This window comes from Variovorax sp. 679, from assembly GCF_003952185.1.
Taxonomy (GTDB): domain Bacteria; phylum Pseudomonadota; class Gammaproteobacteria; order Burkholderiales; family Burkholderiaceae_C; genus Variovorax.
In genome coordinates this window covers 287,811-311,147 of sequence record NZ_RXFS01000005.1, presented here as the reverse complement: position 1 = coordinate 311,147, position 23,337 = coordinate 287,811, and the positions used below count along the sequence as shown (strand labels likewise).

Here is a 23,337-nt window from a genome sequence, read left to right as displayed (position 1 = left end):
GCCCAAGACAGGATCTGGCCTGCGGCACCGGGCCGCTTGAATGCGACACCTGCGAGCGGATGAACTGCATCCGACGGGTTGTCTATTGCAGTTGGCATGCCAGGTTGGGCAAGGCTAGGCAAGAACATCCCCGGAAATTACGCAAGTCGTTGATATGGATAGATAAATTCTTTTCTGTCACTCAACTCACGCCATATCCGAACTGCTAGCATTCAGATACTTCATAGAAATTAAGATAGCTTTTTATTCATGAAGCCAATCGTCGTCATCGGTTTCCTCGGCACCCAGCTCGACGCCGGCCAGGGCGCGGGCCGCTGGAACAAGTGGCGCCCCACCGTCTCGCTCGCGCAGCACGAGGACATGGTCGTCTCGCGCATGGAGCTGCTCTACACGCTGCGCCACAAGGCGCTGGCCGAGCTGGTGAAGGCCGATATCGCCACGGTGTCGCCCGAGACCACCGTCAACCTCGTGCCGCTCGACCTCGCCGACCCATGGGACTTCGGCGAGGTCTACACCCGCCTGTACGACTGGGCGCGCGGCTACAGCTTCGACACCGAGCGCGAGCAGTACTGGACGCACATCACCACCGGAACGCACGTCGCGCAGATCTGCATGTTCCTGCTGTCCGAATCACGCGTGGTGCCCGGCGTGCTGGCACAGACCTCGCCGCCTCGGAAGCAGCGCGAGGGCGAGGCCGGCAAGTGCACGCTGATCGACCTCGATCTGTCGCGCTACGACGTGATCGCGCGGCGCTTCGACGCGGAGCAGCGCGACGCCGTCGCGTTCCTGAAGAGCGGCATCGCCACGCGCAACGCGCGCTTCAATGCGCTGATCGACGAGATCGAGCGCGTGGCCGTGCGCTCGCGTGCGCCGATCCTGCTGGTCGGACCGACGGGCGCGGGCAAGTCCTTCCTGGCGCGGCGCATGTTCGAACTGAAGCAGTCGCGCCACCAGATGACGGGCCCGTTCGTCGAAGTGAACTGCGCGACGCTGCGTGGCGACGGAGCGGCGTCCACGCTGTTCGGGCACAAGAAGGGCTCCTTCACCGGGGCGGCGAGCGACCGCGCGGGCCTGCTGCGCACGGCGCACCAGGGCGCCCTTTTCCTCGACGAGATCGGCGAACTCGGCCTCGACGAGCAGGCGATGCTGCTGAAGGCGATCGAGGAGAAGCGCTTCTTCCCCGTGGGCGCCGACAAGGAAGTGGAAAGCGATTTCCAGCTGATCGCAGGCACCAACCGCGACCTGCGCAGCGACGTGGCCGAGGGCCGCTTCCGTGAAGACCTGTTCGCACGCATCAACCTCTGGACCTACGACCTGCCCGGCCTCGCGCAGCGGCCGGAGGACATCGAGCCCAACGTCGACCACCTGCTGGCCATCCACGCCGCCGAGAACAATCGCGTGGTGCGCTTCAATGCCGAGGCACGCGCCGCCTACCTGCGCTTCGCGCAGAGCGGCGAGGCGATCTGGAGCGGCAACTTCCGCGACCTCTCGGCCAGCGTGACGCGGCTGGCGACGCTGGCGGACGGCGGGCGTATTCCGGTCGCGCTGGTGGAGGCCGAGATCGCACGGCTGCGCTGGCTGTGGAAGCACGCGGGCGCAGCAACCACTGCCGGCGGCGACGTCGACCTCGATGCACTGCTCGGCGAAGAGCGCGCATCGGCCCTCGACCTGTTCGACCGCCTGCAGCTCGAAGCGGTAGTGCGCATCTGCCGGCAATCGCGCAGCCTGTCTGATGCGGGCCGACAGCTCTTCCAGGCTTCGCGCGCGCAGCGCAGCGTGGTGAACGACGCCGACCGGCTGCGCAAGTACCTCGTCAAGCACGGCCTGGAATGGAGCCGGATCGCGGACGCCTGAGCTATCCTCCGCCGCGATGGCCATTTCCGCATTCGCCGTGAAAGTCCCTGCAGCCGAGCCTCTGGCCGGAGACTTGCGCCGTCGCTACGACGCGACCGTCGCACTGGGAGTGCCGGCTCACATCACGGTGCTCGTTCCCTTCATGGACCCCGCGCTGATCACGGCCGAAGTGCTGGAACGCGCACAGCAGGCATTGAACCGGACGCCATCGTTCGCATTCACCCTGCGCGAGGTCGGACGCTTTCCCGAAACCGCCTACCTTGCACCGGAGCCGGCCGCGCCCTTCATTGAAATGACACTGGCGCTCGCGGAAGCGTTTCCCGACTTCCCACCGTACGGCGGCGAACACGAGGGCGTCATTCCGCACCTGACCGTGGCACACGGCAATGCGCGCGATGCGGACACGGCGGCAGCCGAGCTTCAGTCCCGCCTTCTTGCATCAGGCGCCGTGCGCGCGGCGTGCACGGAAGTCGCGCTGATCGAGAACTCTTCGGGCAGTTGGCGGGACATGCACGTCTTCCAGTTGCCCAAGCCCCCGAGCCAACCCATGCGCAACGTTCTCTTCATCTGCAGCAGAAACCAATGGCGCAGCCCGACGGCAGAGCAGCTCTGGCGCCGGCACCCGCTGATCTCCGCGCGCTCCGCCGGCACCAGCCCGAACGCACGGCACAAGGTGTCCATCGACGACATCGAATGGGCCGACGTGATCCTGGTGATGGAAGAAAAGCACAAGTCGAGGCTAGTGGCCGAGTTCTCGCGGGTGCTGGCGCACAAGCCGGTCCATGTGCTCGACATTCCCGATGAATACAAATACATGGACCCGGAGCTGGTCGAAGAGCTCCAGCGGTCCGTCGCCTCCATACTGGACATCGAGTGAACGACATCCTTTCCCAGCTCCGCACGCTCACGCGGCTCGACCTCGACTGCGCCTGTTTCGCGGCAAAGTCGCACTGGTACGACTTGAACCCACCGCTCGCCGAGGAAGAAGTCGCGCGGATGGAGGCCAAGCACCAGTGCCGCTTTCCACCGGAATACCGCCGATTCATCACCGAAATCGGCAATGGCGGCGCCGGCCCGTCTTATGGCGTCTTTCCCCTCGGCCAGCAGGACCACGGCCATGATCTCTCGAAATGGGAGGACGGCTACGGCCTCATCGGCGACCTGTCGAAGCCGTTTCCGCTGGAGCGTGCCTGGAACCTGCCGGACACTTTCTGGCAGCAACAACCGGATCCGCCCGAAGGCACGCCGATCCATGAAGAAGACCAACTATGGGAAGCATGGAATGCGAGGCTCGAGAGCGAGTACTACGCACCGCATCTCACGGACGGTGCCATTCCCATCTGCCACGAGGGCTGTGCGCTGCGCAACTGGCTGGTGGTCACGGGGCCGCTAGCCGGAACCATGTGGCGAGACTTGCGCGCCGACAACGGCGGCATTCACCCGTTCCTCAACGCGGATGAAACCCTCATGGGTTTCAACGATTGGTACCTCGACTGGCTGCGCAAGAACATCGGACAGGTCACTGCCTCGCATGCCCAGAGCCGCTTTGCTCAGGCCTACACGGCGCGGCTCGAAGGCCTTCCGGACAAGAAGCAGATGGCCTTCGCAGCCTTTTGCGCTCAAGCGACTCATCCGAATCTCGAAGCGTATGCCAGGGCCATCGGCGTCGAGGAGGCGCGCATCCCGCAAGACATACTTGACCACTGGCTGTGGCGCCAGTTGCTGGAGCGGCGGGCGGACTTTCCCACGGAGTGCCACGAGATGGTGGGCGACTTCCTTGATGTCTGGCACGACCTGAGGCGTCATCTGCAGTCGCAGAAAAAAGCGGGTCCTGACGATGCCGCGATGAAGGCGGCGGTCTTCTCCCGCATTGCCGCATTCGCGTTCTGGTACGACAAGGGCAGCGTGCCGCAACTGCTCGCCATCGTGCAAGGCGCCGCCGACGCTACACCCGTGCCCGCGGAGGCCGAAGCGGAACTGCAATGGGCACTGGCTCAGCTGGAAAGCGAACCGTCGGAGTGGGCATCTCACGGCGTCATCAAAGCCCTCGAAGACCGTGCCCGCACGAGCAGGAAATTCCTGCAATCGACCATCGAACCGCCCCTTTCGCCTCCCGCCGATCCGCCGGCACAAAGCCAGTGGTGGAAGCGCCTGTTCCAGACCAACACAAGCTAACCGGGCTTGCAGCCTCGCTACGGCCTTGAAATCATTCAATTCATGCCAGAAATCTACATAAGCACCGACGTCGAATCCGACGGCCCCATCCCGGGCCCGAATTCGATGCTCAGCTTCGGCTCGGCCGCCTACACGGCCGACAAGCAGCTCGTCTCCACCTTCAGCGCCAACCTGCACACACTGCCCGGCGCGGAGGCAGACCCGAAGACCGCCGCCTGGTGGAAGACCCAGCCGGAGGCCTGGGCCGCCTGCCGCACCGACCTGCAGGACCCGGCCCACGCCATGAAGAACTACGTGAGCTGGCTCAAGGGCCTGCATGCGCGGCCGGTGTTCGTCGCGTACCCGGCGGGCTTCGACTTCCTGTTCGTCTACTGGTACCTGATGCGCTTCGCGGGCGAGAGCCCGTTCAGCCACTCGGCGCTCGACGTGAAGTCGTTCGCGATGGCGATGCTGAAGCTCGACTACCGCGACAGCACCAAGCGCGCCATGCCGCGTCGCTGGTTCGACGCCGGGCTGCCGCACACGCATGTCGCGCTCGACGACGCCATCGAGCAAGGAGCGCTCTTCTGCAACATGCTCGCGGAAAACCGCGCGGCAACCGCGGGCGCGCGGCCATGAAGGGCGGTGCGGTCCGCCGGTGGTGCACGAGGCTGGCGATGTGCGCGCTGCCGCTCATGCTGGGTGGCTGCGTGCAGTCGATGTTCTATTACCCCGACAACGTGCGCTACGAAACGCCCGACGCGCTGGGCCTGCGCTACGAGAGCGTGCAATTCACCAGTGCCGACGGCACGCGCCTGAGCGGCTGGTTCCTGCCCGCCGAGAACCGCCAGAACCCGAAGGAAGCCAAGGGCACTGTCGTGCACTTCCACGGCAACGCGCAGAACATGAGTACGCACTGGCGCTTCGTGGCCTGGCTGCCGAAGCGGGACTACAACGTGTTCGTGTTCGACTACCGCGGCTACGGCCAGTCCGAAGGCAAGCCGGAGCCCAAGGGCGTGTTCGAGGACTCCAACGCCGCGCTGAACTACGTGCGCTCGCGCGGCGACGTCGACCCCGGGCGGCTGTTCGTCTTCGGGCAGAGCCTGGGCGGCACCAACGCCATCGCGGTGGTGGGCGCGGGCAACCGCGCGGGCGTGAGGGCCGCGGCCATCGAGTCGACCTTCTATTCCTACTCCTCGATCGCCAACGACAAGCTCAAGGGCGCCGGCCTGCTGGTGAGCGACGAGTACGCTGCATCGAAGTACGTGGCGGCCATCTCGCCCATTCCGCTGCTTCTGATCCACGGCACGGCCGACCAGGTGATTCCTCTCGCGCACTCGAAGCGCCTGCTCGCAGAAGCGCGCGAGCCCAAACAGCTGATCGAAGTGCCGGGCGCCAGCCACCTCGAGCCGATGACGGCCCTGCGCTACGGCGCCGCCTATCGCAAGGCGCTGACCGAGTTCTTCGAGTCGGCGCAGCACCCGCTGCAGCAGTGACTACGACGACAACAACAGCCATGAAGCATTTCGACGAGGCAGCCACCCGTGCACCGCTCGGTTTCGAGCGGCTGGTGCCAGCGCTGCGCGCGGCCTTCGCAGCCGAAGCCCAGGTGCCGCCACGCCACGTGCACACCGTGGAAGCCGCCGGGAGCAAGGGCACCGTGCTCATCATGCCGGCGTGGAGCGACGCGGGCTTTCTGGGCATCAAGACCATCAACATCTTTCCCGGCAACAGTGCGCGCAGGTTGCCCGGCCTGCATGCGACCTACGTGCTGTACGACGCGCGCACCGGCGTGCCGCTGGCGTTGATGGACGGCAACGAGATCACCGCGCGCCGCACGGCGGCGGCGTCGGCGCTGGGCGCATCTTTCCTGGCGCGGCAGGATTCGCGGCGGCTGCTGGTGCTGGGCACCGGCCGCATCGCCCGCATGCTGCCGGCAGCGCATGCGAGCGTGCGGCCCATCGACGAGCTGTGGGTATGGAACCATCGGCCGGAAGGCGCCGAGGCCCTGGCGGCACAGTGGCGCGCCGAAGGCTGGAACGCGCGGGCCGCGACCAACCTGGAAGCCGCCGTGCGCCAGGCCGACATCGTGAGCTGCGCAACGCTGGCCACCGCGCCGCTGGTGCACGGCGAGTGGCTGGCCCCGGGCTCGCACCTGGACCTGATCGGCAGCTTCACGCCAGCAATGCGCGAGGCAGACGTGCAGTGCTTCGCGGGCGCACGAACCTTCGTCGACACCGACGAGGCGCTGCAGAAGTCTGGCGACCTGCTCGACGCGATGGCTGCCGGCACGCTGCGCGCGGAAGAAGTCCAGGGCACGCTGGCCACGCTGTGCCGTGCGGAGCGCCCGGGCCGCTCGAGCACCGAGGAACGCACCGTTTTCAAGGCCGTCGGCAGCGCGCTGGAGGACCTGACTGCCGCCACCCTCGTGTGGCAATCGGGCAACACGATATAAGCCTTTTGGCTTGGTTCATGCCGCCCCAATCCCCTCTGGAGGCGGGTTTTCCAACATCTGGATACGTCGTGTAGCCAATAGCGCACACGGCGCATCGCGGATATCGTGGCCCTGACAACATCGTCGGAGGGCCCACGTCATGCTCAGCATCGAACACAAAGCCAACATCCTCCGCAGGGCCGGATACGCCGTGCCGGCCACACCGGGGAGTGCCAACAGCATCTACCAGACGGCCCAGTGCTGGGCAAAGGCGGTCGACACGCTCTACGTGACGTACGCCGCCAGCCGTGCCGCCAAGAGCCTGCGCGACGCGGAGGAAGCGCGGATGCTGGCCTCGCTGCAATTGCGCTCGGCCAAGGCCTACGCCTGAGAACCCGGCGGGCCGGTCGTTCTCAGGGCTTCTTCTGCTTTTCCGGCGCGTCGTTGCTGCCGCCGCGCGACAGCTGGCCCGCCTTCATCGCCTCGCGGTTCGCGGCGCGGCGCTTGGCCGCGGCGGCGCGGCGTTCTTCCCTCGACACCTTGGGCGCGGTCGTGGGGCGCGTTTCGCCTTCCTGGATCTGCGGCCCGCGTGCCGCAGCAGCGCCTTCCGTACGACGCTCCTTGCGCGCCTCGGCGCGCTCCGCCCTGGTGGTGGGCGCCGTGGGCCGGGCCTTTCCTTGCGCCGGGTCCGCTTCGCCGGAAGACTGCGCGGACGCCACCGACACGACCATCATCTGAGCCAGGGCCAGGCAAACCGGCACGAGCATTTTTTTCATTGCGATGACCTTTCAGGACGAGTGAGTGAAGGAACTCGGCGGGCATTGTGGTCAGGGACGGGGCGTGCTGTCCACACCGGCAAGGGATTCAGCCGGTGTGCTGACGATCGCGCAGATAGGCCAGGACCAGCCTGACGAGCTCACGCCTGAGCGCGGGCAAGCCCAACTCGCCACGACGCGCCGCCGCATGAACCACCCCTTCGACCGCGGACGAGAGCATGCGAGCGGCCGTGTCGTCTTCGTTGCTGCTGCCGATGTCGTCGTCACGGGCGACCAGCGCCCGGTAGCGCCGCTGGTATTCCGCCTCGAACTCGGGATAGCTGGAACGCGCGGCGAGCGGCACTTCATCGACCAGCACGCGGTGCAGCGCCTGGTCGACCGAATGGGCGGCAATGACACCGTCCACGAAGCGCTCCACCCTCTGGTCGAGTGAAACGGCTTCGTTGTCGCTTTCGCTGGAACCCGACAAAGCCACGAGCACCTCTTCGAGATGCCGCTCCCGGATCGCCTCCGCAATGGCCAGCTTGTCCGGGAAATACTGGTAAAGCGAACCGACGCTGACACCGGCGACCGCCGCGATCTCGTTGGTGGTGAAGCGCGCCCATCCGCGACGCGCCAGAACGCGAGTTGCGGCTTCGACGATCACGTCCACCGTGACGCGCGAGCGCTGCTGGCTGGGCGCTTTGCGCATGGTCCTGCGCTGTGGGGGAATGCGAGTACCCAAGATCGGAGCTCCACTCAAGAATAGGACCGCACGCACGCGCAGTGCCCGTTTCATCGTTCAAGGGGAGATTGTGATGAGTACGCAGACGCTTCTGGCCTCGCTGTTCCGCTACAAGGCCTAGGCCGACGAAGGCCTGCTGGCGGGCCTGGCCGACATTGCGGGAATAGCCCCGCCCGACGACTACCGCACGGCGCTTCGCGTCTTCAACCATGCAGCCATCGTCGATCGCATCTTCGTGGCAAACGTGCAGCGCACGGCACACGCCTTCAGCACAACGGGCGCGCCCGAGCCGCCGCCACCGGAGACGCTGGCCGAGGCCGTGAGGGAAACCGACCGCTGGTACATCGACTACATCGCGCGCCTGAGCCCGCGCGAGCTCGAGGAAAGCATCGAATTCACCTTCACCGACGGGGCACCGGGCAGGATGTCGCGCGAGGAGATGCTGGCCCACGTGGCAACCCACGCGGGCTATCACCGGGGCGAGGTCGGGCGGATCATGACCCGCCTCACGGGCTCGTCGCCGCCCGACACCTTCACCGGCTACCTGCACCAGGCCGAACCCGCGCGCCGCGCGCGGAATGCGTAGCGGAGCGCGTTCGGGCGAGGCCTCTGGAGTTCCGCTTGCTTACTTGCCCTGTGCCGACTGCAGCACCGGGTTCTGCATGGTCGAGATGACCTTGCTGTTGACGCGCGAGCCGCTGGTCACGTTCTGGTCGGGCGCCGCGGCCGTTGCCATGGCTTCCTGGTAGACCTGCGCCGGGTCGCGGCTGGAGGTGAACGGATCGGCACCGCGCGAGCCGCGGGTCACGTTCTGGTTCGGTGCATGGGCCGTCTCGACGGCCTGCTTGTACACGGCCTCGGCGTCGGCCGTGGACGTGAACGGATCGGCACCGCGTGAACCGCGCGTGACGTTCTGGTCCTTGGCGTGGGCAGCGGCGATGGCTTCGGCCTCGACGGCTTCGCGGGTGCGTTGCTGGGCGTTGGCGGAAGAGAGGGCGAGCACGGCGAGTGCCGCGGCAATTGCGAGTCGGGTGGTCTTCATGGTTCTGCCTTTGTGCGAGTTGTGTCTGTCCGGATGAGGTTGCCCCGCGGATACGGGAAAACCCTGAACGAGGCTATGCAGCGGAAAAGGCAGGTCAATGACGCCCCCGTGGCGCGGCGTAGCTTCTTCTGCGCGCCGAGCAATCTTTGCGAACTTCTGTTAACCGGGCCGGGACATCGCGCCCGGCGAAGTCACAGCCGGCTGCTACCCGCCGCGCCCTCCCCCTTCGAATAATCCGGCGACGGCTTGCGTTGCGGCGCAGGTCCGCATTCCAACCTCGTTCGAAGGAGACAAGAAATGGCTCGCAAGATCCTCATGCTCTGCGGCGACTACGCCGAAGACTACGAAACCATGGTGCCCTTCCAGGCCCTGCTGGCCGTAGGCCACACGGTGCATGCCGTGGCGCCCGACAAGAAGGCCGGCGACTGGGTCCACACCGCCATCCACGACTTCGAGGGCGCGCAGACCTACAGCGAGAAGCCTGGCCACCGCTTCACGCTGAACGCCAACTTTGCCGACGTGCGCCCCGAGGCTTACGACGCCCTCGTCATTCCCGGCGGCCGCGCGCCCGAGTACCTGCGCATGAACAGCCGCGTGGTCGAGATCGCGCGACACTTCCTCGCGGCCGACAAGCCGCTGGCGGCGGTGTGCCATGGCGCGCAGCTGTTGGCGGCCACCGGCCTGCTGAAGGGCCGCAAGGTGTCGGCCTACCCGGCCTGCCAGGTCGAAGTGGAACTGGCGGGCGCCGAGTACATGGGCATTCCTGTAGACCAGGCCGTGACCGACCGCAACCTGGTCACCGCGCCCGCATGGCCGGCGCACCCGGCGTGGCTTTCGCAGTTCCTGGCCGTGCTGGGCACCCGCATCGAGCATTGAGTTCCCGGCGGGCGGCGCTACAGTGCACGCGTCGCCCACCTTCCCCGCAAAGGAGACAGCCCATCATGTGCGAAGTCTTCATCAGCGCCGACCCGCAGAGCTACGACGCGCGCACGCGCTCGGTGCGGCTGCACGGCGTGGTCACCAGCATCCGGCTCGAGAACCTGTTCTGGCAGGTGCTGGAGGAAATCGCGCAGCGCGACGGCATGGTCGTGGTGCAGCTCATCGAACGGCTCTACGACGAGCTGGTGGCCGCGCGCGGCGAAGTCGGCAACTTCGCGTCGTTCCTGAGGGTGAGCGCCCTGCGCTACGAGGCGCTGCTGGCGCAGGGGCGCATTCCTGCGGACAACTCGGTGGCGATCCGCTCGCTCGATGCGAAGGCCGTTCTGCGCGAGCTGCCGAAGGGCTGGGGCGGACCGCTTTCGGAGCAACAGCCCACCGCCGAGGTGCGCACGCTGCACGTGGCAGCACGGTAACTCGGCAGCCTGCTCAGTCCAGCGAAACGTTCGCCTTGCGAATCACGTCCGTGAACCGCTTCGTCTCGCTCGCCACGAACTCGTCGAACTGCGGGCGCGTGGTCGGGAAGGGCTCGTAGCCGAAGCTCTTGAACTTCTCCAGCACGTCGGGCTCGGCCAGGCCCTTCTCGATGTCGCGCTTGATCTTCTCGGTGACCGATGCGGGCAGGCCCTTGGGCACGGCGATGGCGTTCCAGCCGATGACCTCGAAGCCCTTCGGGCCGCCCGATTCGGCGACCGTCGGCACGTCGGGGAAGGCTGCCACTCGCTGCGGTGCGGCAGCGGCCAGGAAGCGCAGCTTGTTCGCGCGCTGCAGCGGGCCGGCGGTGGCACTGCTGCCCAGCGCAAAGGCCAGTTCGCCGGTTGCCACCGAGGTGTAGAGCTGCGTGGTTTCCTTGTAGACGATGTGCTCCATCTGCGTGCCGGTGGCCGACTCGAAGAGCTCCGAGCCCAGGTGCACCGGGTTGCCGACGGACCACGAGCCGTAGTCCAGCTTGCCGGGGTTGGCCTTGGCGTCGGCGATCAGGTCGCCGATGGTCTTGTACTTGCTGTTGGTGGCGACGGTGAAGAAGAAGTAGGTCTTGAACAGCGGCAGCAGCGCGTCGAAGTCCTTGCCCGTGTCGTAGGGCAGCTTCTTGAAGAGCGCCGGGTACGCGGCAAGGTGCACGTTGTCGAGCACGATGATGTCGTGGCCATCCTTCGCACCGCGCTTGAATGCGTCGATGGCGATGAAGCCGTTGCCGCCCGGACGGTTCTCGACCACCACGGGCTGGCCCCAGGCACGCGAGAGCTTGTCGGCCACGAGGCGGGCCACGCCGTCGGGGCCGCCGCCCACGGGGAACGGCGTGATGATGCGCACGGGCTTGCTGGGGAAGGCCTGCTGCGCCGGTGCGGTTGAGGGCAGCAGGGCTGCGGCCGCCAGTGCGAACGCGGCAATGCCGGCGCCGCGGCGCGTTGTCTTCTTCGACGTGTGGTTCATCCTCTGATCCTTCTTTCTCTCTGTCCTCTTGGGTTGAAAAAATGCCATCGGGCCGCTGTTGCCGCGGCTGCCGATGGCCTTGTCTTCTTGCTTCTCTGGTTGTTCTTCGTTTCGCCGTGGTCCGGTCGTCAGACGCGTTCGAGGATCACCGCGATGCCCTGCCCCACCCCGATGCACATGGTGCACAGCGCATAGCGGCCGCCGCCCTTGTGCAGTTGGTTGACTGCAGTGGTGGCCAGGCGCGCACCGCTGGCACCCAGCGGGTGGCCCAGCGCGATGGCGCCGCCGTTGATGTTCACGCGGGCGTCGTCGTCCTTCAGGCCCAGCAGGCGCAGCACGGCGAGGCCCTGCGCGGCGAAGGCTTCGTTGAGTTCGATGACGTCGATCTGGTCAAGCTTCAGGCCGGTGAGCGCCAGCACCTTTTGCGTGGCGGGCGCGGGGCCGATGCCCATCACGCGCGGCGCGACGCCGGCGGTGGCCATGCCGACCACGCGTGCGCGCGGCGTGAGGCCATGCTTCGCGGCGCTGGCTTCGTCGGCCAGCAGCAGCGCGCAGGCGCCGTCGTTCACGCCGCTGGCATTGCCGGCGGTGACGGTACCGTCGGGGCGGACCACGCCCTTGAGCTTGGCGAGCGATTCGAGGCTGGTCTCGCGCGGATGCTCGTCCTTGTTGACGATGATCGCGTCGCCCTTCTTCTGCGGCACGCTCACGGGCACGATCTCGGCGTCGAAGAAGCCGGACTTCTGCGAGGCCACGGCGCGCAGCTGCGAGTTCAGCGCCATCAGGTCCTGCGCCTCGCGCTCGATCTTGTAGTCGGTGGCGACGTTCTCGGCCGTCTCGGGCATGGAGTCGACGCCGTACTGCGCCTTCATGAGCTTGTTGACGAAGCGCCAGCCGATGGTGGTGTCGTACACCGCGTTGTTGCGGCTGAAGGCGCTCTCGGCCTTGGGCATGACGAAGGGCGCGCGGCTCATGCTCTCGACGCCGCCGGCGATCATCAGGCCCGCTTCTCCGGCGCGGATGGCGCGCGCGGCCGTGCCCACGGCGTCGAGGCCCGAGCCGCACAGCCGGTTGATGGTGCCGCCGCCGAGTTCGATGGGCAGGCCCGCCAGCAGCGCCGACATGCGCGCGACGTTGCGGTTGTCTTCGCCGGCCTGGTTTGCGCAGCCGTAGAGCACGTCGCTCACGGCCTGCCAATCGACGTTCTTGTTGCGTTCCATCAGCGCCTTCAGCGGCACGGCGCCCAGGTCATCGGTGCGCACGCTGCTGAGCGAACCGCCGTAGCGGCCGAAGGGGGTGCGAACGGCGTCGCAGATGAAGGCTTGGTTGGTCATGTCTGTCTCTCTTGGATTGCTTGAAGGGGTCAGGCTGCGATCGGGAGTCCGACGAGCTTCTCGAGTTCTTCGCGGCTCAGGCCGTCGACCAGGTCGACGAGCTTCAGGCCCTGCGGCGTGCATTCGAGCGTGGCGAGGTCGGAGTACACGCGCTTGACGCAGCCGATGCCGGTCAGCGGATAGGTGCATTCCTTCACCAGCTTGCTCACGCCCTGCTTGGTGAGCAGGTCCATCATGACCCAGGTCTGCTTGGCGCCGATGGCGAGGTCCATCGCGCCGCCGACGGCGGGAATGGCGTCCTTCTCGCCGGTGTGCCAGTTGGCGAGATCGCCGGTGGCCGACACCTGGAAGGCGCCGAGCACGCAGATGTCGAGGTGGCCGCCGCGCATCATCGCGAAGCTGTCGGAGTGATGGAAGAACGAGCCGCCCGGCAGCAGCGTGACGGGCTGCTTGCCGGCGTTGATGAGGTCGTAGTCTTCCTCGCCGGCCTCGGGCGCGGGGCCCATGCCGAGGATGCCGTTCTCGCTCTGCAGGATGACTTCGCGGCCCTTGGGCAGGTGGTTGGCCACCAGCGTGGGCTGGCCGATGCCGAGGTTGACGACGGCGCCGTCGAAGATGTCCTGTGCGACGCGGGCGGCCAGTTGGTCCTTGGTGCGACGTTGATAAGTCATGGTCATGCTGCCTTCTTGAAGCCGCCGGCCTGCGTGGCCACGCGTTCGATGCGCACCACCTGGTGCACGAAGATACCCGGGGTGACGATGGTCTCGGGGTCGAGGGTGCCGAGCTCGGCGATGTCGTGCACGGTGGCGATGGTCTTCTTCGCGGCCATGGCCATCACCGGGCCGAAGTTGCGCGCCGCCTTGCGGTAGACCAGATTGCCCCAGCGGTCGCCGCGCTCCGCCTTGATGAGCGCCACGTCGCCGTGGATGGGGTACTCGAGCACGTACTGCACGCCGTCGATCTCGCGGGTCTCGCGGTTCCCGGCAAGCTGCGTGCCATAGCCGGTGGGGCAGAAGAAGGCGCCGATGCCGGCGCCCGCGGCGCGGATGCGCTCTGCGAGGTTGCCCTGCGGCACGAGTTCGAGCTCGATCTTGCCGCTGCGGTAGAGCCCGTCGAACACCTGGCTGTCGGCCTGGCGCGGGAAGCTGCAGATGATCTTGCGAACGCGGCCTGCCTTGAGCAGCGCGGCGAGGCCGGTCTCGCCGTTGCCCGCGTTGTTGTTGACGACGGTGAGGTCCTTGGCGCCCTGCTCGACGAGGCCCTCGATGAGTTCGTTGGGAATGCCGGCGGTGCCGAAGCCGCCGATGAGAACCGTGGCGCCGTCCTGGATGCCTGCCAGGGCATCGGCGACCGAGCGCGCGATCTTGTTGATCATGAAGCCTGTCTCCGGGAGTGAGGAAAGAAAAGCGCGGGAGCGAACCGCCTGAACACGCCGACCGATTCTGCGAACCGCCGATTTGTTCGTCTAAAGAACATTTGTTCGTATAATGAATTCTAGAGAGGATCGAGCACCATGGCAACCCACCCCGCACAACCCGAAACACCCGCGCCCGGCGACAGCTACGTGCAGTCCTTCGCGCGGGGCCTGCAGGTGATCCGCTCGTTCAGTGCCAATGCGCCGCACCAGACCCTCAGCGAAGTGGCGGCCGGCAGCGGACTGACGCGCGCGGGGGCGCGCCGCATCCTGCTCACGCTGCAGACGCTGGGCTACGTGGTGACCGACGGCAAGCTCTTCACGCTCACGCCGCGCATCCTCGACCTGGGCTTCGCGTATCTCTCGTCGATGCCGATCTGGAACCGCGCGGAGCCTGTGATGGAAGCGCTGGTGCAGCAGGTGCAGGAGTCGTGCTCGGCCGCCGTACTCGATGCGACCGACATCGTCTACGTGCTGCGCGTGCCGACGAAGAAGATCATGCACATCAACCTCGGCGTGGGCTCACGCCTGCCGGCCTATTGCACCTCGCTGGGCCGGCTGCTGCTGGCGGACCTCGACGACGACGAAGTGCGCGCACGGCTCGAGGCTTCGAACATCGAGGCGCTGACCAGGCACACGGTGACCGACATCGACGCGCTGATGGTCAAGGTGGCGCAGGCGCGCAGGCAGCAGTGGTGCCTGGTGAACCAGGAGCTCGAAGAGGGACTGATCTCCGTGGCCGCACCCATCGTCAACCGCCAGGGCCGCATGGTGGCTGCGCTCAACATCAGCGGACAGGCGAACCGCACCAGCGCGAAGGCAATGCAGGAGACCATGCTGCCCGCGCTGCGCGAAGCGGCGGACAGGATTTCACGCATGCTCTGAGCGGTGTATTCATGGGCACGTCACATCGGTTTTCTAGATTGCGCCCCTCACTACAAAACCGATGGAGGGTCCATTCATGTCCAGTCTTTTCTTCTCGTCAACATTGCCGCGCCACCTCGCGCTCGCGGTCGTTGCCACCGCCGCGCTCACCGCATGCGGTGGCGGCAGCGGTGGAGGCGGCATCGCCTTTCCGCCGGTGGCGGCAACGCCCGCCCCGGCACCTGCGCCAGCACCCGCGCCAGCTCCCCAACCACCGCAGGACAATTCCTCGGGACTGCCCCACAAGCTGACGGGCTGGGCCTCCCTGCCCGCCACGTTCCGCCAGCCCGGTCCGACCACGGGCCAGTTCATCACCGCCACGCTCGGCGTGACACCGCCCTTCGTCGACGGGCAGCCGCTGCCGGGCTTCTCGGCACTGCTGAAGAACGATGACGGCACCTGGCTCGCCATGCCCGACAACGGCTACGGCAGCAAGGGCAACTCCGGCGACTTCGTGGTCGGTTTCTACAACGTCAGCATCGACTTCCGTACGGTGGCCAACGGCACGACGGTTCCCGGCACCGTGAAGGTGAACAGCCATGTCGCCTTCAACGACGCCAACGGCTTCCTGAAGGACGGCAAGGGCGTCGACCTGAAGATCACCGCCGACTTCGCCAACTACCAGAAGGTCAACGGCAACAACCTCGTCGACAGCGGCATACCCGTGGACCCGCGCATCGTCAGCGGCCGGCTGCTGACGGGCTTCGACCTCGACGTGGAGTCGATCGCCCGCGCGAAGGACGGCACTTACTTCGTGGGCGAGGAATTCGGCCCCTACATCCTGCACTTCGACAAGAACGGCACGCTGATGGGCGACCCGGTGCCGCATCCGTTCCTGCGCAGCCCGTTCAACCCGCTCGTGATGAACAACGGCGCCGCCGTCACCTCGCTCGCGAGCCGCGGCTTCGAGAGCCTCGCCTTCAACGGCGACAACAGCCGCCTCTATGCGGTGCCGGAAGCCGCGCCCTCGCTCGCCTCGCTGCGCCCCGTGGCCGACGACGAACGCTACCTGAACTTCTTCGAGTTCGACCCCGCCTCGATGCTCTACACCGGCAAGAACCCGGTCTACAGGAAGGATGGCCCGGCCAAGGACAACCAGATCGTCATCGGCGACATGACCAACATCGGTGGCAACAAGTTCGTGCTGATCGAGCGCGACAGCCTGTATGGCTCGAAGGCCGTGGTCAAGCGCCTGTACATGGTCGACCTCGACGTCAAGGATGCCGACGGCGTGCTGAAGAAGACGCTGCTGGTCGACCTGCTGAACATCTCCGACCCGACGGGCATCGGCGGCCCGCTGGCCGGCGTGGCGGCCGGCAAGTTCACCATGCCTTTCGATTCAGTCGAGAGCGTCGAGGTGGTGGACGACAACACGCTGGCCGTCGCGATCGACACCAACTTCCCGACGGAAGACGGCCGGGTGCAGGGCAAGCCGGACGACACGGAAGTCATCACGATCCGCTTCGACCAGCCGCTGTTCAAGCGCAAGAGCTGAAGACTGCCGCCTGACAGGCTGGCCGCCCCCGCGGTCAGCCTTCCGAGTGGATGCCCTTCATGATGATCACGCCGCCCAGGCGCGTGGTGTCGGCGCGCATGCGCTTGGCCAGCGTGTCGGGCGAACCGGGCTGGGCCTGCCAGCCGGTCTTCAGCAATGCCTGGCTAACCTCGGGCGAGCTGATCACTTCGACCAGCGCTGCGTTGAGCTTGGCCGCGCCCGCGGGCTTCATGCCCGCGGGCGCGGCCAGCGCGGTCCAGATCTCGAGATCGGCACCGCGCACGTCCGCATCGCGGATCGTGGGCAGTTCGCTCGCCAGCGGGCTGCGCTCGGGCGAGGTCACGCCGATGGCCTTGATCTTTCCCGACTTGACGTGCGGCATCGCGAGGCCCGGCGGCAGCAGCGCCAGCTGGATCTCGTTGGCCAGCAGGCCGGCGATGACCTGCGGATTGCCCGTGTAGGGCTTGTGCTGCGCGGTGATGGCCGCGCGGCTCTTGATGAGTTCCATGCCCAGGTGACCCACCGTGCCCACGCCCGGCGTGCCGTATTTGCCGCCGCTGCCGAGGTTGCGCACCCACAGCAGTTGCTCGGCCGAGGTCTTGCCCGTGGCGCTGCCCGACACCGCCAGCACCAGCGGCGCGGTGCCGATGAGGCCGACCGGCGCGAAGTCTTTCTCGGGATCGAAGGGCAGCGACGGATTGAGCAGCTTGGCGATGGTGAGGTTGCCGTTGATCAACGCGCCGACGGTGTGATCGTCGGTGGCCTTGGCCACCTGGTCGGCCACCGTGTTGCCGCTGGCGCCGGGCTTGTTCTCGACGATCACCGGCTGGCGCAGGATTTTCGACAGGGGCTCTGCGATGGCGCGGGCCGCAAGATCGGGCGATGCGCCTGCAGGAAAGCCGACAAGGATGTGGAGGGGCTTGGTCGGCCAGGAAGCGTCGCCGGTGCTGCTGTTGCGCTGCTGGGCCCACGAAGTCTTCGCAAGCAGCGAAGCGGCAATGGCTGCCGCGCCGCCTTCCAGCAGGCGGCGTTTGGTGATCGTCAAGATGACTCCAGGAGAGTGAGAAAAATTGGGGAAAGTGCTTACATTGTGTTTACAAGACGTTACAGGATGGTGATGCTTTTCGCAAGCCTGAAGTGGCTTCCCGTCAGGGTCTATCGCGTAGGAAAGTACTACCAGCAGGCGATGTACGCAGCAGCTTGCGCTGCGTGGGAAACAGCGACCAGCCCCACCGCTGTTGCGCATAGCCCCACAGCCCTTGCTTGAAGAACAGCGTGACGAGGATCGCAAGCAGGCCCAGCCCCAGCAGATACCAGGTGCCGTAGTCGCTCAGGAACTTGTTGAGCGCCCAGAAGATGAGCGCGCCGACGAGCGGCCCCTCGATGCGCCCGATGCCGCCGATGACCACCATGAAGATGGCGAAGGCCGTCCAGTTGACGCTGAAGGCCGCGTCGGGGCTGATGCGCAGGTTGCCCACGAAGTACAGCGCGCCCGCGAGCCCCGCGCCGAAAGCCGCGACCACGTACACGGCGAGCTTCATGCGCGCGACCGGAATGCCCTGCGACTCCGCCGCGACTTCGTTGTCGCGTATCGCCAGCAGCGCCAGCCCGCGCTTGCTGCGCAGGAACAAATACACCAGCGCGACGGCAGCGACCACGCAGGCCAGCGCCATCCAGTAGGTGGTGCTTTCACGTGTGGCCTTCTCGATGCCGCGCAGCGCGGTGAGCGTGGTACCCGAGCCGCCACCTACCGCCGAAACATTGGCGAAGCTGAGCCGGAACACCTCCGCGATGACCCATGTGCCGATGGCGAAGTAGCCGCCCGAGAGCCGGAACGCGACGAAGGACACAGGTATCGCGACAAGTCCGGCAGCCAGTGCGCCCATCGGTATCGCAATGAACGGGTTGACTCCCGCGAAGTTGCCGAGCATCAGCATCACGTAGCCGCCGAAGCCGAAGAAGGCCTGCTGCCCGATGCTCACCATGCCGCCGTAGCCGGCGAGCAGGTTCCACATCATCGCGAAGATGAAGTAGCAGGCGATCTCGACGAACTCGCGCATCCAGCTCGACTCGCCCCACCACGGGAGGCTGGCGGCCACGAGCACGATGGCGATGCCGACGATGAGCGCGGCGTGGCTCGCGGCTGTTGCGCGTTCGACGGCAACGATGGGAAGAGGCATGTTCGTCATCGGCCTTGTCTGCCTTTATCCGCGTGTCTTTGGAAAGAGCCCCTGCGGCCGCAGCACCAGCACCACGAGGAACACGATGTGGCCGAACCAGATGCCCCAGCCCGGGTCGAGCCGGAAGCCGATCTGCTGCGTGATGCCGAGGATCATCGCGCCGGCCAGCGTGCCCCAGAAGGAGCCCATGCCGCCGATGATCACGGCCTCGAAGGCGAAGAGCAGAAGCAGCGGGCCGTCCGATGGAGACACCGTCGTGCGCATGCCCTGCAGTGCACCCGCGATGGCGATCAGCACGAAGGCGATGGCGGTTGCGAACGCATAGACCTTCTTCGCGTTCAGCCCCATGAGCTCCGCGATCTCGCGATCGTCGGACACGGCCCGGAACGAGCGCCCCAGCGCCGTGTGCGCGAAGAGCCACTGCAGCGCGCCGGTCGCAATGACGGCAATGGCCAGTACCACGAGCGGCAACACCCCGAGCGACATCGCCTCGCCCAGCGCGATGCCCTGCGTGTTGAGCCCGCCGGTCTCGATGGCGCGCGGGTCGGCCGAGAACAGTTCGAGCAGCAGGTTCTGAATGACGATCGACAGGCCGAAGGTGACGACCAGCGAAGGCAGCGGGTCTTTTCCGAGCGTGCCATTGAGCACGTAGCGCTGCAGCGCGTAGCCGAAGCCGAAGGCCACCGGCAGCACCGCGAGCGCGACGAGCCAGGGCGCGACATCGCCCGTCAACGACACGCCCGCGATGACCGCGAACGCGCCGAGGATGATGAAGTCGCCCTGCGCCGTGTTGGTGAGCCGCATCACGCCGAACATCAGCGACTGGCCCAGCGCGAAGAGCGTATAGAGGCCGCCGAGCAGAACGCCCTGGACGATGGTTTCAAGCATGGGCCGCCTCCCCGATGCCGAAGTAGGCCTGCGAGATCTGCTCGCGGGTGAGGTCCGCGGAATTGCCTTCGAGCGAAACGCGGCCTTCCTGGAGGCAGTAGATGCGCCGCGAGACCTGCCGCGCCATCGTCACGTCCTGCTCGACGATGACGACCGTCATGCCCTCGCCGGTGATGCTCGGCATGGCGGCGTAGATCTCCCGGATGACGATGGGCGCGAGGCCGAGCGAGAGTTCGTCGCACAGCAGCACCTCCGGGTTGCTCATGAGCGCACGGCCCAGCGCGACCATCTGCTGCTGCCCGCCCGACAGCGACGTGCCTGGCTGGTGTCGCTTCTCAGCGAGGATGGGGAACAGCGCGTACAGGCGCTGGAGGTTCCACGGCCCCTTGCGCGCAGCGGTGGAGCCCATCAGCAGGTTCTCCTCGACGCTGAGGCTCGGAAACAGGCGGCGGCCCTCGGGGACCATGGCGAGGCCGCGGCGCACGATGTCGCCGGGAGGCAATCCGCCGATGGGCTCGCCCTTGAAGCGGATCGCATCGCGCGGCGCGCGCACGAGGCCCGTGAGGCTCTTGAGGAAGGTCGATTTGCCAGCGCCGTTGGCGCCGATGATGGCGACGAGCTCGCCACGCGCCAGCGAGAAGTCGATGCCGAACAAGGCTTGAGCGTCGCCGTAGAAGGCCTTCAGCGCACGGGTGTCGAGCAGCGCGCTCATGCTTCCATCCCCATGTACACGCGCCGCACCTCTGGGTCATTCATCACGACGAGCGGTGCGCCCTCCGCGAGCTTCTGCCCGAAGTTGATGACGAACAACCGATCCGCCAGCGACAGCAGCGCGTGCACGACATGCTCGATCCAGATCATCGTCACGCCCCGCGCCTTGATGCGCTTGAGCTCGCCGACCAGCACCGCGGCCTCGGGCTCCGTGAGCCCGCCCGCGATCTCGTCTAGCAGCAGCAACTGAGGCCGCGTGGCGAGAGCTCGCGCCAACTCCAGCCGCTTGCGGTCGAGCAGGGTCAGCCCGCCCGCAGGCTTGTTGGCATGCGCCATCAGGCCCGTCTGCTCCAGCACCTCATGCGCCGTCTGCCAAGCCTCGCGCTCGGTCTGCTGTCCGCCGAAGCAAGCGGCCGTCACGAGGTTCTCGAACACGCTCATGTTGCCGAAGGGCTGCGGCACCTGGTAGCTGCGACCGATGCCCGCATGGCAGCGCTGGTGCGGCTTGAGCCGCGTCACGTCGCGGCCCGCGTACTCGACGCGCCCTGCATCCACGCGCACGTCGCCCGAGATCAGGTTGAACAGCGTGGTCTTTCCCGCGCCGTTCGGCCCGAGGATGCCCAGCGTCTCGCCCTCGGTCACCGCGAGCGTGATGTCGTCGGTGACCTTGAGCGCGCCGTAGGACTTGCTCACGGCATGCAGTGCCAGAAGCGTCATGGCATTCCCGGGTTCAGAGCAGCCGCAGCTTGCCGCCGGTGGGGATGTTCGTCGCCGCCTCGTTGTTCACGATGGTCAGCTCCACCTTGTACTTCTGGCCCTTGCCCCACTGGCCGAGCACCAGCGGCGTCTTGCTGACGTTCTTGAAGGGCCCTTGACCGCCCCACTTCACCGGGCCGACCACCGAGCTGATGGAGGTCGACGCCACGGCGTCGCGCACGTCCGATGCCTTCAGCGACTTGGCACGCCCGAGCGCATTCGCCGCCACCTCGAACAGCGCGTGCGCGAAGCCGATGGGCTGCGTCCACTGCTTCTTCGTGCCGGCCTCGTAGGCGTCTGCCAGCGCCTTCGCGCTCTGCTGCGTGAGGCTCGACGTGAACGGGTGCGACGGGCTCCACCACACCTCGGTCGAGAGGCCATCACCCAGATCGCCCAGCGCCTCGATCGCACCGGGGAACAGCAGCGCCTTGCCGAGCGTGATGACCTTCGCCTTGAAGCCCTGCTGCCGCGCCTGCGTGAGGAAGGTCTTGGCGTCCGGCGGAATCACCACCCCGGTGACGATCTCGACGCCCTCCTTCTTGAAGGCCGCGATCTGCGCGCTGAAGTCCTGCGTGCCGTTCTGGAAGCGGCCTGGGTCGGTGAGCGTGAAGCCCATCTGCGCGAGCGGCTTCGGAAAGCCCAGCTCCTTGTCGCCCCAGGCGTTGCCGTCGCCGTCGTTGGGGAACAGGCCGCCCACCTTCTTGTTGGTGGCGAGCGTCTTCCAGCCGTTGGTGAAGTTGGTGATGACGTCTTCGAGCCCCCAGAACATGTGGTACGTCCAGTTGAAGCCCTTCGCCGGATCGCCCTTGCGCCCGAAGAACCAGGGCTGCCACGGCACCACGCTCGAGATGCAGGGCACCTCGTTGAGCTCGCAGGCATCGCTCACGGGGTTGGCGGTCTCGGGCGTTCCTGCCGTAAGCACCAGCGCGACCTTGTCCTTCAGGATCAGGTCGTTCGCCACCTCGCCTGCGCGGTTGGGGTTCGACTGGCTGTCCTTCAGCACGATCTGCACCGCGTACTTCTTGCCGCCCACGGTGATGCCGTCCTTGAAGGCCGTCTTCATCTGGTCGATGACCCACTTGTCGGCCTCGCCGAAGGGTGCGAGCGGCCCGGTCTGCGGAGAGACGTAGCCGATCTTCAGCGTGTCGGCCGCGAACACCAGCGGTGCCGCGCCCGAAGCCACCAGCGCGGCCGTGGCCTGCGTGAACTGTCTGCGATTGAATGTCATGGTTGTCTCCTTCTTCATCGGGTCGCTCGGCTCTACTCCAGGCTCAGCTGGCGCTCGCGCACCAGTCGGGTCCATTTGTCCTGCTCGGTGCGCAACACGGCCGCGAACTGCTCGGGCGTGCCGGCGATGCCTGTCAAACCCTGCTCCTGCAGGCGCGCGGCGAAGGCGGGATCGGCGACGATCTTCTTCACCTCGGCCTGCAGGCGGTCGACCACGGGGCGCGGAGTGCCTGCGGGCGCCAGCAGGCCTACCCATGAATTGACCTCGAAGCCCGGGTACCCGCTCTCTGCGACGGTGGGCGTGTCGGGGTAGGCGCTCGCGCGTTGCAGGCCGGTCTGGGCCAGCGCGCGCAGGCGGCCCGACTTCACGTGCGGCTGCGCTAGCACGGCGGAAAGGAACATCATCTCGACCTGCCCGCCCAGCAGGTCCTGCTGCGCGGGGCCACCGCCGCGGTAGGGAATGTGCGTGACGAAGGTGCCGCTCACCGCCTTGAAGTATTCGGCCGTGAGATGGTTGCTCGACCCCGGCCCGACGCTCGCATAGTTGAGACGCCCCGGCTGCGACTTGAGCACGCCCACGAAGCCCTTGAGGTCGCGCGCCTCGACCTTCGGATTGACCAGCAGCACCAGCGGATTGCTCACGATCTGCGTGACCGGCTGCAGGTCGCGGGCGATGTCGAAGCTGAGCTTCGGATAGACCAGCGGATAGGTGGCGTAGCTGTCGAACACCATCAGCAGCGTATGACCATCGGGCGCAGCCTTGGCCACCTCGGCTGCCGCCAGCGTGCCGCCGGCGCCGCCGCGATTGTCGACGATCACCGGCTGGCCAAGCGCGGCCTGCAGGCGCGGCTGGAGCTGGCGCGCCACCGTGTCGACGATGCCGCCGGGCGGGAAGCCGATGACCAGGCGCACCGGTTTCGTGGGCCAGGCCTGCGCGGCGGCAGGCGAAGCGGCGGCAAACAGCGTGCCGGCGGTGATGAGGCCCGCGACGAAGCGGGCGGCGATCGAATGCATCTCTTCTGTCTCCTCGTTCTTTCTTTTGCTCTTCGAGTGC

Annotated in this window: 26 protein-coding genes and 1 pseudogene; 13 read left to right on the top strand and 14 right to left on the bottom strand. The window is 66.7% G+C overall.

The features are described from left to right. Positions 1-249: 249 nt before the first annotated feature. From rtcR to EJO71_RS14665, 8 genes and pseudogenes are all read left to right on the top strand, one after another. Positions 250-1,854, top strand: a complete 1,605-nt coding sequence (gene rtcR, locus EJO71_RS14700; RefSeq protein WP_125949362.1) for an RNA repair transcriptional activator RtcR — start codon at positions 250-252, stop codon at positions 1,852-1,854. A 16-nt stretch (positions 1,855-1,870) separates the two neighbouring features. Continuing rightward, positions 1,871-2,332 (top strand): annotated as a pseudogene (locus EJO71_RS14695) (2'-5' RNA ligase family protein); the annotation flags it as partial. A gap of 69 nt (positions 2,333-2,401) precedes the next feature. Next, entirely contained in the window at positions 2,402-2,731 is a 330-nt protein-coding gene (locus EJO71_RS14690) for a phosphotyrosine protein phosphatase (RefSeq protein WP_125949637.1), read from the top strand. Beyond that, on the top strand, positions 2,728-4,029 hold the full coding sequence (locus EJO71_RS14685) for an SMI1/KNR4 family protein (RefSeq protein WP_125949363.1): 1,302 nt from the start codon (positions 2,728-2,730) through the stop codon (positions 4,027-4,029). Before EJO71_RS14690 ends, EJO71_RS14685 begins: the two co-directional genes overlap by 4 nt. Positions 4,030-4,071: 42 nt before the next feature. Next, positions 4,072-4,647 (top strand): exonuclease, encoded by a 576-nt coding sequence (locus tag EJO71_RS14680; RefSeq protein WP_125949364.1) that lies wholly within the window; start codon positions 4,072-4,074, stop codon positions 4,645-4,647. Between the two features lie 38 nt (positions 4,648-4,685). Then, complete coding sequence (locus EJO71_RS14675; protein WP_240651396.1) at positions 4,686-5,504, top strand: alpha/beta hydrolase; 819 nt, start codon at positions 4,686-4,688, stop codon at positions 5,502-5,504. A gap of 20 nt (positions 5,505-5,524) precedes the next feature. Continuing rightward, a complete protein-coding gene (locus EJO71_RS14670) occupies positions 5,525-6,463 on the top strand; it encodes an ornithine cyclodeaminase family protein (RefSeq protein ID WP_125949366.1) in 939 nt (312 codons plus the stop codon). Between the two features lie 139 nt (positions 6,464-6,602). Then, positions 6,603-6,833, top strand: a complete 231-nt coding sequence (locus EJO71_RS14665) for a hypothetical protein (RefSeq protein WP_125949367.1) — start codon at positions 6,603-6,605, stop codon at positions 6,831-6,833. 22 nt (positions 6,834-6,855) lie between these two features. On the opposite strand, the gene EJO71_RS14660 is transcribed toward EJO71_RS14665, so the two are convergent. Further along, a complete protein-coding gene (locus EJO71_RS14660) occupies positions 6,856-7,218 on the bottom strand; it encodes a hypothetical protein (RefSeq protein WP_125949368.1) in 363 nt (120 codons plus the stop codon). Between the two features lie 88 nt (positions 7,219-7,306). Further along, positions 7,307-7,909, bottom strand: a complete 603-nt coding sequence (locus tag EJO71_RS14655; protein WP_125949369.1) for a TetR/AcrR family transcriptional regulator — start codon at positions 7,907-7,909, stop codon at positions 7,307-7,309. A 166-nt stretch (positions 7,910-8,075) separates the two neighbouring features. Between EJO71_RS14655 and EJO71_RS14650 the strand changes: the two genes are divergently transcribed. Next, entirely contained in the window at positions 8,076-8,528 is a 453-nt protein-coding gene (locus EJO71_RS14650) for a DinB family protein (protein WP_346428057.1), read from the top strand. Between the two features lie 39 nt (positions 8,529-8,567). Here EJO71_RS14650 and EJO71_RS14645 read toward each other — a convergent pair whose 3' ends face one another. Beyond that, the gene (locus tag EJO71_RS14645; protein WP_125949370.1) at positions 8,568-8,984 is read right to left on the bottom strand and encodes a hypothetical protein; all 417 of its coding nucleotides are present in this window, start codon (positions 8,982-8,984) and stop codon (positions 8,568-8,570) included. Positions 8,985-9,281: 297 nt separating this feature from the next. On the opposite strand from EJO71_RS14645, the gene EJO71_RS14640 reads away from it, so the two are divergent. Beyond that, a complete protein-coding gene (locus tag EJO71_RS14640) occupies positions 9,282-9,860 on the top strand; it encodes a DJ-1/PfpI family protein (protein ID WP_093206613.1) in 579 nt (192 codons plus the stop codon). A gap of 65 nt (positions 9,861-9,925) precedes the next feature. Continuing rightward, positions 9,926-10,336, top strand: a complete 411-nt coding sequence (locus EJO71_RS14635; protein ID WP_125949371.1) for a ribbon-helix-helix domain-containing protein — start codon at positions 9,926-9,928, stop codon at positions 10,334-10,336. Between the two features lie 13 nt (positions 10,337-10,349). On the opposite strand, the gene EJO71_RS14630 is transcribed toward EJO71_RS14635, so the two are convergent. The 4 genes from EJO71_RS14630 to EJO71_RS14615 form a co-directional block, all read right to left on the bottom strand. Further along, positions 10,350-11,354, bottom strand: coding sequence for a tripartite tricarboxylate transporter substrate binding protein (locus EJO71_RS14630; protein ID WP_125949372.1), 1,005 nt, complete (start codon positions 11,352-11,354; stop codon positions 10,350-10,352). 128 nt (positions 11,355-11,482) lie between these two features. Next, complete coding sequence (pcaF, locus tag EJO71_RS14625; RefSeq protein WP_125949373.1) at positions 11,483-12,688, bottom strand: 3-oxoadipyl-CoA thiolase; 1,206 nt, start codon at positions 12,686-12,688, stop codon at positions 11,483-11,485. Positions 12,689-12,717: 29 nt separating this feature from the next. Then, positions 12,718-13,365 carry a 3-oxoacid CoA-transferase subunit B gene (locus tag EJO71_RS14620; protein ID WP_125949374.1) on the bottom strand — a complete coding sequence of 216 codons (648 nt, stop codon included), beginning with the start codon at positions 13,363-13,365 and terminating at the stop codon, positions 12,718-12,720. After that, complete coding sequence (locus EJO71_RS14615) at positions 13,362-14,063, bottom strand: 3-oxoacid CoA-transferase subunit A (RefSeq protein ID WP_093206608.1); 702 nt, start codon at positions 14,061-14,063, stop codon at positions 13,362-13,364. The genes EJO71_RS14620 and EJO71_RS14615 overlap by 4 nt, the downstream gene beginning before the upstream one ends. A gap of 138 nt (positions 14,064-14,201) precedes the next feature. Between EJO71_RS14615 and EJO71_RS14610 the strand changes: the two genes are divergently transcribed. After that, positions 14,202-14,987 (top strand): IclR family transcriptional regulator C-terminal domain-containing protein, encoded by a 786-nt coding sequence (locus EJO71_RS14610; RefSeq protein WP_125949375.1) that lies wholly within the window; start codon positions 14,202-14,204, stop codon positions 14,985-14,987. A gap of 76 nt (positions 14,988-15,063) precedes the next feature. Next, on the top strand, positions 15,064-16,521 hold the full coding sequence (locus EJO71_RS14605; RefSeq protein ID WP_125949376.1) for an esterase-like activity of phytase family protein: 1,458 nt from the start codon (positions 15,064-15,066) through the stop codon (positions 16,519-16,521). A 34-nt stretch (positions 16,522-16,555) separates the two neighbouring features. On the opposite strand, the gene EJO71_RS14600 is transcribed toward EJO71_RS14605, so the two are convergent. From EJO71_RS14600 to EJO71_RS14570, 7 genes are all read right to left on the bottom strand, one after another. Beyond that, complete coding sequence (locus tag EJO71_RS14600) at positions 16,556-17,566, bottom strand: tripartite tricarboxylate transporter substrate binding protein (protein ID WP_125949377.1); 1,011 nt, start codon at positions 17,564-17,566, stop codon at positions 16,556-16,558. A gap of 103 nt (positions 17,567-17,669) precedes the next feature. After that, positions 17,670-18,710 (bottom strand): branched-chain amino acid ABC transporter permease, encoded by a 1,041-nt coding sequence (locus EJO71_RS14595; protein ID WP_125949378.1) that lies wholly within the window; start codon positions 18,708-18,710, stop codon positions 17,670-17,672. 15 nt (positions 18,711-18,725) lie between these two features. Further along, entirely contained in the window at positions 18,726-19,589 is an 864-nt protein-coding gene (locus tag EJO71_RS14590) for a branched-chain amino acid ABC transporter permease (RefSeq protein WP_125949379.1), read from the bottom strand. Continuing rightward, entirely contained in the window at positions 19,582-20,301 is a 720-nt protein-coding gene (locus EJO71_RS14585) for an ABC transporter ATP-binding protein (RefSeq protein WP_125949380.1), read from the bottom strand. Before EJO71_RS14585 ends, EJO71_RS14590 begins: the two co-directional genes overlap by 8 nt. Further along, positions 20,298-21,017 carry an ABC transporter ATP-binding protein gene (locus EJO71_RS14580; protein ID WP_125949381.1) on the bottom strand — a complete coding sequence of 240 codons (720 nt, stop codon included), beginning with the start codon at positions 21,015-21,017 and terminating at the stop codon, positions 20,298-20,300. Before EJO71_RS14580 ends, EJO71_RS14585 begins: the two co-directional genes overlap by 4 nt. Positions 21,018-21,030: 13 nt before the next feature. Beyond that, positions 21,031-22,284 (bottom strand): ABC transporter substrate-binding protein, encoded by a 1,254-nt coding sequence (locus EJO71_RS14575; RefSeq protein ID WP_125949382.1) that lies wholly within the window; start codon positions 22,282-22,284, stop codon positions 21,031-21,033. A gap of 32 nt (positions 22,285-22,316) precedes the next feature. Continuing rightward, positions 22,317-23,297 carry a tripartite tricarboxylate transporter substrate binding protein gene (locus EJO71_RS14570; protein ID WP_125949383.1) on the bottom strand — a complete coding sequence of 327 codons (981 nt, stop codon included), beginning with the start codon at positions 23,295-23,297 and terminating at the stop codon, positions 22,317-22,319. Positions 23,298-23,337 lie beyond the last annotated feature (40 nt).